10 protein-coding genes are annotated in these 14,542 nt (G+C 40.6%); 9 read left to right on the top strand and 1 reads right to left on the bottom strand.

The window, feature by feature from the left end; genetic code table 11:
* Nucleotides 1-2: 2 nt before the first annotated feature.
* The gene (locus tag AC1D0K_RS12215; RefSeq protein WP_477392013.1) at nt 3-1,283 is read right to left on the bottom strand and encodes a hypothetical protein; all 1,281 of its coding nucleotides are present in this window, start codon (nt 1,281-1,283) and stop codon (nt 3-5) included.
* A gap of 135 nt (nt 1,284-1,418) precedes the next feature.
* Between AC1D0K_RS12215 and AC1D0K_RS12210 the strand changes: the two genes are divergently transcribed.
* From AC1D0K_RS12210 to AC1D0K_RS12170, 9 genes are all read left to right on the top strand, one after another.
* Nucleotides 1,419-2,060, top strand: coding sequence for a hypothetical protein (locus AC1D0K_RS12210; protein ID WP_477392014.1), 642 nt, complete (start codon nt 1,419-1,421; stop codon nt 2,058-2,060).
* 33 nt (nt 2,061-2,093) lie between these two features.
* Nucleotides 2,094-2,741: a LamG domain-containing protein gene (locus AC1D0K_RS12205; protein WP_477392015.1), complete on the top strand. Its 648-nt coding sequence runs from the start codon at nt 2,094-2,096 to the stop codon at nt 2,739-2,741.
* Between the two features lie 157 nt (nt 2,742-2,898).
* Nucleotides 2,899-4,113, top strand: a complete 1,215-nt coding sequence (locus tag AC1D0K_RS12200) for a glycoside hydrolase family 88 protein (protein ID WP_477392016.1) — start codon at nt 2,899-2,901, stop codon at nt 4,111-4,113.
* Between the two features lie 21 nt (nt 4,114-4,134).
* Nucleotides 4,135-4,731, top strand: a complete 597-nt coding sequence (locus tag AC1D0K_RS12195; protein WP_295718057.1) for a TMEM175 family protein — start codon at nt 4,135-4,137, stop codon at nt 4,729-4,731.
* Between the two features lie 177 nt (nt 4,732-4,908).
* On the top strand, nt 4,909-5,550 hold the full coding sequence (locus tag AC1D0K_RS12190; RefSeq protein ID WP_477392017.1) for an RNA polymerase sigma factor: 642 nt from the start codon (nt 4,909-4,911) through the stop codon (nt 5,548-5,550).
* Nucleotides 5,551-5,642: 92 nt separating this feature from the next.
* Nucleotides 5,643-6,848 carry a FecR family protein gene (locus AC1D0K_RS12185; protein ID WP_477392018.1) on the top strand — a complete coding sequence of 402 codons (1,206 nt, stop codon included), beginning with the start codon at nt 5,643-5,645 and terminating at the stop codon, nt 6,846-6,848.
* Between the two features lie 339 nt (nt 6,849-7,187).
* Complete coding sequence (locus AC1D0K_RS12180; RefSeq protein ID WP_477392019.1) at nt 7,188-10,538, top strand: TonB-dependent receptor; 3,351 nt, start codon at nt 7,188-7,190, stop codon at nt 10,536-10,538.
* 23 nt (nt 10,539-10,561) lie between these two features.
* Nucleotides 10,562-12,067 (top strand): RagB/SusD family nutrient uptake outer membrane protein, encoded by a 1,506-nt coding sequence (locus tag AC1D0K_RS12175; RefSeq protein WP_477442414.1) that lies wholly within the window; start codon nt 10,562-10,564, stop codon nt 12,065-12,067.
* Between the two features lie 102 nt (nt 12,068-12,169).
* Nucleotides 12,170-14,452 (top strand): GH92 family glycosyl hydrolase, encoded by a 2,283-nt coding sequence (locus tag AC1D0K_RS12170; RefSeq protein WP_477396029.1) that lies wholly within the window; start codon nt 12,170-12,172, stop codon nt 14,450-14,452.
* Nucleotides 14,453-14,542 lie beyond the last annotated feature (90 nt).

Raw genomic sequence — 14,542 nt, 5'->3', positions numbered from 1 at the left:
GCTCAAAATTTCTCCTCATAAGCCGGCGCCCCGGGTGTTTCCAGCTTAAATTGTTTTACCTGGCCCGGACCTTCAAACTCAAACCTGATGCCAACAATGCGGCCTATGCTGTGTTTTTGCTCAACATCCATTATCTGTTTGTTATTGAGATAAATTTTTAGGCGATGATCTTTAACGCCGCATTTAAGGTTTTGAAATTGGGCAAAATCGCAGCCAAAAGCGCTCAGGTCATGATCTTTTCCGCCTATCCAATATTCACCGGCTAAAACACCCATATCGGCAATGCAGCCCTTGTTTACGATGGGGATTACAATGGCTGCTCCGACTCCTAAAATTGTCAGATCGGCTTTACTACAAATGGATTGCCCGGCGGTTGAGGTGTTACGCAAGGTACATTCAAGTGTAAAATCCCCGGCCTTGATGCCGGGAAATTCGCGCACGTTTGAGAATTTTACCCAGGTATTATTAAAAACACCTGTGCCAAGTTTTTGCTGCATAACGTCTCCGGAAATACCCATGTAACCATGTCCGGTTATTTCGCCGGGCGATAGGTATACAGGCACGGGTAAATGATCAACGATACCTATCCAGCCTTTGGTTTTGATAAATACGGTAGTCTCTTTTTTAATCTGCTTATCCACTATCAGCTTTGCTAAAAAGTAACCGGGATGGTAGTAGATAGATGTATATTGTTTGCCATTTCCGGGCACCCGCTCGCGCCGTTCCGGATCCCATGATTGCTGGATATAAACACTATCCGAATGAAAGGCCGATGCATCGTACTGAAATACTACAGAGTTCGGCAAGCCATCGGATGCATACCTGGCGCTGAATTTAACTGTTGATGCATCGACCATTGTTTTCTTTTTTGTGCCGATAAAATATAAGTATAGTAGGGCAATCAGTAAACCGCTAATGAGCCAAAGATATTTATAGCGGTTTTTTAAAGGTTTTATGACTGGTTTAGCCTCATCTTCTGAGAGTATCTCTACCTGCTCAATTACGCCGTTAACCTGGTGGTGTTGCCTAAAATCACGCCAGCTGGTATAATCAAGGAAGCAGGCCAGTGCGTTGAGGGTAGCCGAGGTAGGGAAGCTTTCATAACGTACTTTTCCCCAGATCCTTTTAAGGGTTGATACGCTTAGCTGCACCCTTGTTTTTTCAAATATCTGCTTGCTCAGCTGTTCAAAATCGTGATTGCTCCAAATACTGCTCTCGCCCCAGTTCAATGTTTGCTCAATCAGCTGTCGGCATAATAAAAGCAATTGTTTTTCTTTTTCCATTGATTTTTTAGATGATGATGCAGTATCTAAAAATGCAAAAAAGGTTTGAACAAATTTGAACAGAATTGAAAAGCTTATAAAAGCTTTATTTTGAGCACAATTTGCAATTTTTGAATAAAGTTAAAATCTAAACTCATGAAGAACAATATTTTGTTTACGCTCTTTTTACTCATCTTTCTTTTTAGCAAAGCCGTTTATGCACAGCAAAATGGGAGCTATGATCTTAACAGCTTATTAAAGCAGCATAAACTGGTGATAACTCCCCGCCAAAGTGTAACCGAACTTACCGACGGCACTAAGCAGGGCCTATCCTGTAATGGCATTGTATGGCTTAAGGAGGTCGGCTTTAAAACCGGGACAATTGATGTTGACCTGAGGGGCAAGGATGTTTTCCAGCAAAGTTTTTTGGGAATTGCTTTTCATGGTGTTGACACCACTACTTACGATATCATTTATTTCAGGCCATTTAATTTCCAGTCGCCGGATACATTGAGGCGAAAGCATACTGTTCAATATATGAGTATGCCCGATTATCCCTGGGACAGGCTGAGAAAAGAACATCCCCTGGTATATGAAAATGCTGTAACCCCATTCCCGGTTGCAACCGCCTGGTTTCATGCGCGTATTGTAGTAAAGGCTGATGAAATTGTTGTTTATGTGGATCATTCTACCAACCCCTCCCTTACAGTTAAAAAGCTCAACAACAGGCAGGATGGCCTCATCGGCTTATGGGCAGACGGATTAACAGGCGACTTTGCCAATCTTGTGATTAAATAAAAATCAATACAAACCTCATTAAGATTTATCATCATGAAAAAGGTATTACTGCTATTTATTCTGCTTGTATCCATTAAGGTATCTGCCCAACAAAAATACCAGGTGTATGATCTTTCTGTTATCAAGCCCAAAGAGTGGATCATCCCCAAAAATGATACACTTGATTATGAATTTGGCGCGTATCAGGGCCAAAAAGCATTGTTGATAAAAAGAAAGATCGACAACTATAAATCAGGTAGCCTGGCTTATCCTAAAAACTTAAACTTTAAGGATGGTATCATTGAGTTCGACCTCGCATTTGCCGGCAAGGGAAATGGTTATATAGGCCTTGCCTTCAGAGTAAAAGATGCCCATCATTACGAAACTGTTTACTTCCGGCCTTTATCATCAGGCACCATCAACGCCATACAATACATGCCCGAAAAGAAATCCGAATTTAACTGGTGGGATTATGAAGCTACAAAATACCAGGCTAAAGCTGTACTGCCGCACAATGGCTGGTTCCATGTAAAAGTGGTGGTTATGGGCAGTAAAATGGAAGTGTATGTGAACCATGCAGCCAAACCATCAATGGTATATACCCCGCTCGATGCATCCTTGAAAAACGGCTCTGTTGGTTACTGGCATGGTAATTCATCATTAGGTGCCTATAAAAATTTGGTGGTGAAGGCGCTTAAATAGCATATTATATTATGCGTTGTTGTGTGGAGGGGTTGGCTCTGGCTGGTGAAATATTTTAGTGGCTATTGAAGCAGATCTTGTTTTTAGGCTGATATTAAATTCTGTTTAAAATCTCAACCAAAATGTGCAACTTTAGCACCAGCCAAATCTATACCTAATGAAATTCAAGATCTTGCCAGCGTTGTTGTGTACCTTATGCTTTACCATGCTAAGCTTTTTAAGCTTAGCCCAGGCCAACTTTAAACCCCAAAAGGAGCTTTTAGCTACTATTAAAAAAAACTTTGCTGATGCAGATGCTCAATATAAAGTGCTGGCAAAGCAGATAGGGCCGGATGAGTTTCCTAAAACCTATCATCCCGATGTAAACAAGCAGGAAAATAGCAATTCGGGCTGGTGGTGTAGCGGCTTTTATCCGGGCAGTTTGTTGTATTTGTACCAGGAGAATAAAGATCAACAACTGTTAACCGAAGCCAACCGCATTATGGGGGTGCTGGCTAAGGAGCAGTTTAATACACATACGCACGATTTGGGTTTTATGATGTATTGCAGCTTTGGCAATGCCAATAAAATTGAGCCGAAACCGGAGTACAGGCAAATATTGGTTAACAGCGCCAAATCTTTATCAACAAGGTTTAATCCTGCGGTGGGATGTATAAAATCATGGGATTCAAAACCGGGCGATTATTTGGTGATTATTGACAATTTGATGAACCTGGAATTGCTGTTTTGGGCTACCCGTGAAACCGGTGATTCCAGCTATTATAAAATAGCGGTTACTCATGCCAACACTACCATGAAAAACCATTATAGGCCCGATTATAGCTCATACCACGTGATTAATTATGATGCCCAAACCGGTGCGGTAAAAGAAAAGAAAACCGCCCAGGGATTTGCCAATGAATCGGCATGGGCCAGGGGGCAGTCATGGGGGCTTTATGGGTATACCGTAATGTACCGCGAAACACATGATAAAAAATACCTTGATCAGGCTCAAAATATAGGTCATTTTATTTTGACTAACCCAAACCTGCCTGCCGATAAAATTCCATATTGGGATTATAATGCCACTAACATCCCTAATGCACTTAAAGACGCTTCGGCAGCCGCTGTTATGGCTTCGGCATTGTTGGAGCTTTGCAGGTACAGCGATGCAAAAAAAGGGCAAGAGTATTTTAACGTAGCTCAAACAATATTAAAAACACTTTCTGCACCGCCTTACAAAGCTGCTGCCGGTACCAATGGTGGTTTTATTTTGCAACACAGCGTAGGCCATTTCCCAGCAGGAACAGAAATTGATGTACCGCTATCTTATGCCGACTATTATTTCATTGAGGCTATGAAAAGATATCAGGCATTCGATAAAAAAAAATAAATTAGCAGCTAAACTAAAACTATGGCATTAGGCAAGGGAAGATTAGAGGCTTTTAGCGATGGCGTTATCGCTATTATTATCACCATAATGGTGTTGGAAATGAAGGTGCCGCACGGCGAAAGCATTGAATCATTAAAACCGCTCATTCCAGTTTTTATGAGTTATGTTTTGAGCTTTATATATGTTGGTATTTACTGGAATAATCATCATCATATGTTGCAGGCCGTTCGCTCTGTTAACGGGGGGATTTTATGGGCCAACCTGTACTTGCTTTTCTGGTTATCATTAATACCGTTTGTTACAAGTTGGATGGGCGAAAATCATTTTGCCAAATGGCCGGTAGCGTGTTACGGATTTGTGCTTATAATGAATAGTTTCGCTTATCTTATTTTGGTGAAAAAGCTTATCCGCCACCATGGTGAGCATTCTTTGATTGCCCAGGCTTTTGGTGAAGATTGGAAAGGGAAAATATCGGTTTGCATTTACGCAATTGCTGTTGGTGTAAGCTTGATAAATACCATAGCCGCCTTTACGTTATATGTGGTTGTTGCAGGCATTTGGTTTATTCCAGATAGGAGGATTGAGAAGGAACTCAATCATCCGGATGCTGAAAACTGATTTAAATCATAAATTATAATTGCCTCAATTTCAGAAATAATGCCATTTATAGATGCTTTATTGTTAAAAAAGTATAAACTATTTCGCAACTTCGTAGTTATAGTAGTGTTTTGCCTGAATTATTTTGCGTTGAAAGTTTAAATTTTAATCGTTATTTGACACTACTATACATTACCTATGTTGGATATTGCTTATGACCATGAGCCCGATTTGCTTTCCAAAGCAAAGAAGCTTCATCATGAAAACGAATTGCTTCTAAAGGTAGCGGCAGGGGATGAGCATGCCTTTCGCTTATTGTTTACAGCGTATCACCAACAGTTGGGGACTCATATTTACCGTATTACCAACTCTGCCGAACTGGCTGAAGAAGTTGTACAGGATGTGTTTTTAAAAATATGGATGACCCGCGAAACCCTCGGTAATATTGAAGATTTTAAGGCCTACCTCTTTGTTATATCAAAAAACTATGCGCTTAATTGCCTTAAAAAACTTGCAAAAGAACGGATACAGATAAAAAACCTGGAACAAAGTAGTATTGGCCTGCTAAACGTAGAGCAAGATCCCGGCATATATTATAATTTATTGGATGAGGCAATTGATCACCTGCCTCCTCAGCAGCAAAAGGTTTATTTACTGAGCAGGCATAATCGCCTCAAATATGCCGAAATTGCCGATCAGCTTAAACTCTCCCGCGAAACGGTAAAGAAATATTTGCAAATAGCTACTACATCTATAACCGATTATGTGCGCACCCACCTGGAGGTTTTTACAGCTATTTTAATAACAATAAAAACTTTTTTATTTTTTTTTAAAAGCTAATACCCCCTTTTTTACCCCTTTTGTTGTCTTGTATGTGAGTTTTACCCCAACTCCATTTGCCAATTTTAAATTATGAACTAACATCTACCTGTATGAGTGCAGTTAATGCGAGGCTTACTTACCTTTTTAATAGTTATTACCATCAAACCGCTACACAAGAGGAGCAGGATGAACTCATGGAGATCATTCACTCATCTGCAAATGATGCGGAAGTAACTGTACTTATTCATGAGGCCTGGGATAACCTCGAAATTGATGGGCCTCTTTTTGATCGTACAAAAAGCATAAATATCTTAAACAGCATTCTTCAAGGTAAATCTGACCATGATAATATTCATCCAATACGTCCGCCGAATAAAAAACCGCTGTGGCTAAAATTGGGAGTTGCCGCTGCCATGATGGTTTTTGTTGGCTTCGGCGCGTATGTATTATTAAGGCAGGACAAGAAGTTAGTTGCAAAAAAAGCTATAGCCAAAGCAAAACAGGCGCATGATGTTTTACCTGGTGGTAATAAGGCAATTTTGACCTTAGCCAATGGCAAAACCATAACACTTGATAGTGCAAAAAATGGTCTTTTAGTTAACGAGGGCGCCGCGCGTATTCATAAAACCCGGGATGGTCAGTTGGTTTACGAAACCGACAAGAATGGTGATAACTCGGCTGCTCCTATGAACACGGTGTCTACGCCAAGAGGCGGCCAGTATCAGCTGGTGCTGGATGATGGAAGTAAGGTATGGTTAAACTCCGCATCATCATTAAGCTTTCCGGCGGTATTCAAAGGCAAAACAAGGGAAGTTGAAATCACTGGCGAAGCTTATTTTGAGGTTGCCAAAAATGCCAAAATGCCATTTAGGGTGAAGGTGAATAATACAGTGGTGGAGGTTTTAGGCACCCATTTTAATATTATGGCTTACAATGATGAAGCGGTAATGAAAACCACCTTGTTAGAAGGCTCGGTAAAAATAAGCAATAGCCAGAATTTCAGTATGCTAAAGCCCGGTCAGCAGGCTCAGCTTAATCAAAACGGACCTATAAAAGTAATTGATAACCCGGATGCAGATGACGCCGTTGCCTGGAAAGAGGGAATCTTTCAGTTCAGGGATGCCGGAATTGAAACAATCATGAGGCAGGCAGCCCGCTGGTACGATGTACAGGTAAGTTTTGCAGGTAAGATGCCGGTAAAAGAATTTACAGGAAGAATATCGCGCAATGTAAAAGCATCAGAATTAATGGGCATGCTTAAATACATGGGTATCAATTATAAAATAGAAGATAAACACATTACGGTGTTGCCGTAACATAAATAACCCCAAATACAATCTACCAATAAACAACCAATTGTTCACATTAAACAACCATATGATGGAAGAAATACAAAAAATAAGTTAATCCAGGGCGGGACTCTATTGGTAAAACGGTTTATCATATATGTGGAAACGTATCATGTATGATATAGAAATTAGCCAAAAAAATACCGGGAAGTATTCGCAGTACTTTCCCGGCTAAATATCTGGGTCCCCAAAATTACAATCCACGAATTGAACGTAAATGTTTAACCCAAACTCTACAAACTTATGAATTTTAATTCTAAGGCCACGCCTTTGGTATGGCCCCAATTATCCAAAATAATTTTAGCTATGAAGCTAACAGTTATTATCATGGTAGCGGTACTTACTAATGTAAGTGCCAAAACCTATAGCCAGGTGGTTACCTTGCATCAAAAAAATGCCTCAGTTGAAAAGATACTCAGATCAATTGAAAAGCAAACCGGTTATCATTTTATGTATGATAAGCAGGATGTGTCAAAAGCCAGTACTATTAATATTGAAGTAGCAGGCGTTCCTTTGGAGCAAGCTCTTGACCAATGTTTTAAAGATCAGCCTTTAACCTACAAAATTTTCCAGGAAACCATTGTGGTTAAAAAGAAAGATATTGTTGTAGCTTCAGTTGCGGATATAAAGGTATCTGGTACGGTATCTGACGAAAAAGGTCCTTTGCCTGGCGTAACCGTTAAAATTAAGGGAACTGACGTTGGTGTTCAAACGGATGCAAGTGGTAAATACACTTTAAATGCACCCGAAAATGCAGCACTAATATTTAGCTTTATTGGTTACACTACACAAGAAGTAGCTGTTGCCGGCAAAACAACGCTGAATGTTTTGTTGGTTGAAGCACCTAAAGCCCTGAGCGAAGTGGTTGTTGTAGGTTATGGTACCCAAAAACGTGTTGATTTAACAGGTTCGGTTGGTAGCGTAGCTGCAAAACAATTACAGGAAAGACCACAAACTAACCTGGAGCAGGAATTATCTGGTAAAATTGCCGGTGTTAATGTTTCAACAAACTCTGGCGCGCCAGGCGGTAACACCAAGATCAGGATCCGTGGATTTAGCTCTATCAATACTAAATCTGATCCATTGTACGTAGTTGACGGTGTTATCTGGACAGAAGGTGGTAATGCGATCAATCCAAATGATATCGAATCGGTTGACGTATTGAAAGACGCGTCATCAACAGCTATTTATGGTACCCGTGGTGCAAACGGTGTTATCCTGGTAACCACCAAACGTGGAAAAAGGGGAGAAGGTACGGTTAGTTACGATGCCTATGTAAGTGTAGGGCATATGGCCAAAGAACTTCCAGTATTAAACTCTAAACAGTTTATGGAAGTTGAAGATCTATCATATGCAAACATTAAAAAATATGACCCGGTAGGTTGGGCAGCTGGAAACTATGCTTCAAGAGATCCAAAACTGCAACGTACTGCGCTTATTGGTAAATTATTTGACCAAAACCTGCAGCCGCTTTACGATGTGGATTGGCAAAAAGCTACAACCCGCAACGCGGTAAGCCAAAACCACAACTTAACATTTACAGGTGGTACAGATAAATTAACCTATGGTTTCTTTTTAAACTATGCTAACGATCAGGGTATTATTTTAAACAGCTATTTAAAACGGTACAACGCCCGCATGACTTTTGATAACCAGATAAAATCGTGGTTAAAAGTTGGTGCTACCTTAAATTACAACACCCAGGATCAGCGTACTGCCGATGATGGTACAGGAGGTAACAACATTCCGCGTATGTTAATTGAAATGGTACCTTTTATTCCTATTAAATATCCTGATGGAACTTACGGTAAACGTACAGATTACCCTAATTTAGAAGGTGGTGATAATCCCGTGGCCCAGGCAAATGAGGTTGAGGCGCTTTATAAAAAACGTATTTTCAGCGGTAATGGCTATGTTGACATAAACATTATACCTGGCTTGGTTTTCCGCAGTACTTTAGGCGTAACAACATCTGCCAATTACAACCCTCACTTTCAAAGCGGTTTAGTAGGAGGTTCTGTTGCAAGCCAAACCAATAGTTCGGCTTCAATTGAAGAGCAAAACAATACATTTTGGCAATGGGAAAATCACGTTACTTATACTAAAACCTTTAACAAGGTGCATAACATTAATGTTGTAGTAGGTACAGAGCAGCAAAATTTCCAGCAAACCGGCTTAGGTGCTTATACAAGCAACCTGTCTGATAATTATTATCAGTATTATAATTTAGGCGCCGGTTCTATCCCTGGCATTCCTTCATCAAATTACGATGCATGGCAAATGCGCTCATACTTTGGTCGTTTAAATTATAATTACGAAGAAAAATATCTTTTAACAGTAACCGGGCGTAGGGATGGTTCATCGCGTTTTGGTGCAAACGTTAAAAATGGTTTCTTCCCTTCTGCAGCTTTCGCATGGCGCGCTTCACAAGAAGATTTCCTGAAGGACAATAAAACAATATCTGACCTTAAATTCAGGTTGAGCTATGGTTTAACCGGTAATTCCGAAATTGGTGAATACCAGTCGCAGGCAAGAATTGGTACAGTTAACTACGTATTTAATGGTGCCCAGGCTATTGGTACGCAATTAGGTTCAATTGGTAACGAGGATTTATCATGGGAAAAAACAGCTGAATATGACCTTGGGTTCTCAGTAGGATTATTCAATAACCGCATTAACATTGAGGCGGATGCTTATTTGAAGAAAACACAAAGTTTACTCCTTAATGCACCATTACCAGAAACAAGTGGTGTAAACAGTGTTTACAAAAACATTGGCCGTTTACAAAACAAAGGTTTGGAGTTAACCATCAATACACAGAACATTAAAACCAAAGATTTTAGCTGGAACACCTCATTCAATATCTCGTTTTTAAAGAATAAGATACTAAGCTTAGGAGCATCAAACGATGATATATTCCTATCGCCAACGTTCCTTTCACAATTTAACCTGATGCGTGTAGGTTTACCTGCTGGTAGCTTTTATGGTTACCAAGTGTTAGGTACATGGAGTACTGCAGAGGCATCTCAAGCTGCTGTATTTAACAAGTTGCCTGGTGACCTGAAAATTCAGGATACCAACCATGATGGCAAAATCACGGCTGATGATAAAGTTATCCTTGGTAAATCAATACCAGATGGCTACGGAACGTTAAGTAACACCTTCCGTTATAAAAACATCGATTTAGGCGTCGATTTGCAATTTAACTGGGGCAACCAGATCATGAACCTAACCCGTCACTCAGGTCAGGATCGTACAGGCCAGGCTAACAGCTATGCCACAGTTTTGAATGCATGGACACCAACCAATCAAAATACCAGCATCGCCGAAGACAGGCCGGCTTATGTATATTACCAAACAGAGATCTACTCTACAAAAGTAGAGAGCGGTAATTTCATCCGTGGCAGATCTGTGACACTTGGTTACACTTTCCCAACTGCTACGATATCTAAAATAAAATTGAGCAGGTTAAGGGTTTATGCGCAGGCGCAAAATTTGTTTGTGATAACCAAGTATACTGGCTATGACCCTGAAGTTTCTACTTACGGTTACGATCCTAAGAATCCTAACAATAACAGCAACTTTAATCAAGGCATCCAGTTTTATGATTATCCAAAACCAAGAACCTTCCTGCTTGGCTTAAATGTTAGTTTCTAATTTCAACGTTAAAACATACAATTATGAAGTTTAACTTAAAAAAATACCGAATTGGTTATTCATTACTGATTCTCACTATATTGGTTAGCAGTTGCAAAAACGAACTTGTTGAAAAAAACAAAGGTGGTTTTGTAAAAAGCAATTATTTTAGCAGTGCAAACCAGGCGCGTATATTTGTTAATGGTATTTATCAAAAGCTTTACCTGTTTCAAAACGGTGATGCATATGGCGAAAGCCCGTTTATCACCATCGAGCTTTTTGCAGGCCACGCTACGTCATTAGGCCAAAGCGTTAACAACAATAACGTTATCAATAACCGTACAGATGCGGTTAACCCGGGTTTTGAGGATGTATGGCAAAATAGCTATGCAGCTATATCAAATGCTAATTTAGCACTCGCCAACATCCCTCCCATATCGCCAATGACTGATGCTGATAAAAAGGCCTTATTGGGCGAGACCTATTTTTTAAGGGCATTCTTCTACTATCACCTGGTAAGGTTATACGGTGATGTGCCATTGCTCACTACTCCGGTAACCCTCAGCAGCCCTAATCTTTATCCTGCACGTACAGCTGCATCTGCTGTGTATGATCAAATCATCAGCGATCTAAAAGCCGCTGAAGTATCTGGCTTGCCAGAGTCGGATAATACAGGTAAGGTTTCTTTAGGTGCTGTACGTACCTTGTTAGCCAGCGTTTATTTAACTACTGCAGGCTTCCCGCTTAAAAAGACAGCAAATTATGCTTTAGCTGCTGCGGAAATTTTGCCAGTTATAAATGGCACCGCGTACACTTTGTTTGATAAGTACGATTACCTGCATGACAATGCACACAAAAATCAGGGCGAATTGATATTTCAATCCAACTACTTAGTGGGTGTGGCTACCAATGCAATTCCTCAATTAACCGTACCATTTAACCTATTGGTTGGCTCATATGGCGATCACCTTGGGGCAATGATTCCTACCAACGCTTTTGTAGCCAGCTACGAGGCCGGAGATTTACGCACCAAAGAAAGGCAGTTTTATTTTTCAAGCTATCCTTCATTTAAAGATGGTTCAATAATAAACTTTGGCGAACACGCCCTTTATAAGTATTTTCACGTAGAGAGTGCAACGGGTAACGGTCAGAGTGATGAAAACTGGACTTTTTTACGCCTGCCCGAAGCTATGTTGATTTACGCGGAAGCTAGCAACGAAGCAGAAGGTGCGCCTAATACCGTCGCTATTGCCCAGCTCAACAAGATAAGAGCACGTGCACAGTTGGCCCCAATTGGCGCTTTAACCCAGGATGCCTTCCGTAAAGAGGTTTGGAAAGAACGCTATCATGAGCTGGCTTATGAAAACAAAGCTTATTTTGACATTCAGCGTACACACCAGGTTTATGATGTGATCAATAATACATTTGGTGATGCTACTGCTACTAAAAATGAGCAAAATGTTACCATGAAAGCCCAATATTACTTATGGCCTATTCCGCAGCGCGAGATAAGCACCAATAGTAAGCTTACCCAAAACACCGGGTGGTAATAATATTTAGTGAATAAGATTGTAAAAGACTGGCATTTACGTGCCAGTCTTTTTATATTTACGGCTGGTTAAACGTTTTACCAAAAAGATCATTTTAAAAGCATGAAGAAAGCCCTGGTACTTATTGCCTCCCTTTTTACCGCTGCAAGTTCATTTGCCCAGCAGGTAAACAAGGTTACCGATCCTGTTGAATACATTAACCCCTTGATGGGAACCGATTCGCATTACGATTTATCGAACGGAAATACTTACCCGGCGATAGCCTTGCCTTGGGGCATGAACTTTTGGACCCCGCAAACCGGGGTTATGGGCGATGGATGGGCTTATACTTATGATGCGCATAAAATACGCGGCTTTAAACAAACGCACCAGCCATCACCCTGGATGAATGATTACGGGCAGTTTGCAATTATGCCGGTTACCAAACATCTAAAAGTTTCTCAAAATGGCCGCGCAAGCTGGTTTTCGCACAAAGCCGAGATAGCCAAGCCATATTACTACAGCGTATATCTTGCCGATCATGATGTAACAACCGAAATTACACCCACAGAAAGAGCAGCCCAGTTCAGGTTCACCTATCCTAAAACCGATAGCTCATTTATAGTGATCGATGCACTGAATAAAGGTTCATATGTAAAGATCATCCCCGGAGAGAAAAAGATTGTAGGTTACTCTACCAAATATGCCCGCGGGCCGTTAAAAAACTTCAAAAACTATTTTGTTATTTATGTAGATAAGGCTATAACCCTTGCACAAACCTACAGTGATACTACATTAAGCGATGGTCTTGAACTGAAAGCCGAACATGCAAGCGCATTGATAGGTTTTAAAACCGCTCATGGCGAAAAGGTGCATTTAAGGGTGGCATCATCATTTATCAGTATAGAACAAGCCGAACTAAATTTAAAAAGAGAAGTAGGTAATGATAGTTTTGATGTTACCAAACAAAAAGCAAAAGATGTTTGGAACAAAACGCTTAATCGCTTAACTGTTGAAGGTGGTACTATTGATCAAACGCGTACTTTTTACTCCTGCCTTTACCGCATGGTTTTCTTCCCAAATAAATTATATGAGATAGATGCCGATAATAAAATTGTGCATTACAGTGCATCAACAGGTAAAGTGTTTCCGGGGTACAAATTTGCGGGTACCGGTTTTTGGGATACCTTCAGAGCATTATATCCATTCCTGAACCTGGTTTATCCTTCTATCAATAAAGAGATGCAGGAAGGGTTGATCAATGATTACAAAGAAGGAGGCTGGTTGCCAGAGTGGTCGAGCCCCGGATATTCTGCTGTAATGATTGGTAATAACTCCGCCTCGGTAGTTTCTGAAGCCTATTTAAAGGGCGGTAAAGGGTACGATATTAATAAACTGTATGAGGCACTGGTTCATGGCGCCAATAACAAGGGGCCTGCAGCCACGGGCAGAGAGGGTGTTGAATATTATAACACACTGGGGTATGTACCTTATGATGTAAAGATCAATGAAAATGCAGCCCGTACCTTGGAGTATGCTTATGACGATTTTACCATTTATAAATTGGGCAAAGCCTTAGGCAAACCAGCCGCCGAAACTGATATTTACAAAAAACGCAGTATGAACTACCGCAATCTTTTCGACCCATCAACAGGGTTAATGCGCGGTAAAAATAAAGATGGCTCATTTGAAACGCCGTTTAGTCCGTTTAAATGGGGCGATGCCTTTACCGAAGGTAACAGCTGGCACTATAGCTGGAGTGTTTTTCATGACATCCAGGGCTTGATTAACCTGATGGGCGGTAAAAAGCAATTTATAACCAAATTGGATTCTGTATTTACCCTGCCGCCAATTTTTGACGACAGTTATTACGGAGAAACTATTCATGAGATCCGCGAAATGCAGATTGTGAACATGGGGCAGTACGCGCATGGTAACCAGCCGATTCAACATATGATTTACCTGTACAATTACGCCGGTGAACCGTGGAAAACGCAGCTGCACGTACGCGATGTAATGAACAAATTGTATAAAGCAACGCCAGATGGTTATTGCGGCGATGAGGATAACGGGCAAACTTCTGCCTGGTATGTTTTCTCGGCAATGGGTTTTTACCCGGTTACCCCTGCCAGCGATCAATATGTATTAGGAGCACCATTATTTAAGAAAATTACGCTTAAGCTGGAAAATGGTAAAACTGTAACCATAAATGCGGCAAATAACAACTATGCCAACAGGTTCATCAATACCATCAATTTTAATGGAAAGCCTTATGATTTGACCTGGTTAAGCCATAAGGAGTTATTAAAAGGTGCTACTATTAATTTCAACATGGCGCCCCAGCCTAATAAAACAAGGGGGATAAAAGACAGTGACGTTCCTTATTCGTTATCGAACGAAAAATAGACGGCCCCCTAACCCCCTGAAGGGGGAACTATGGTGGGTTTAACTTTTAATAAATAAAATAATTAACTATTAATTCCCCCTTTAGGGGGG

Source organism: Mucilaginibacter sp. P1_A3, assembly GCF_056406855.1.
The sequence above is the reverse complement of the archived record's forward strand: the minus strand, read 5'-3'. Positions and strand labels throughout refer to the sequence as shown.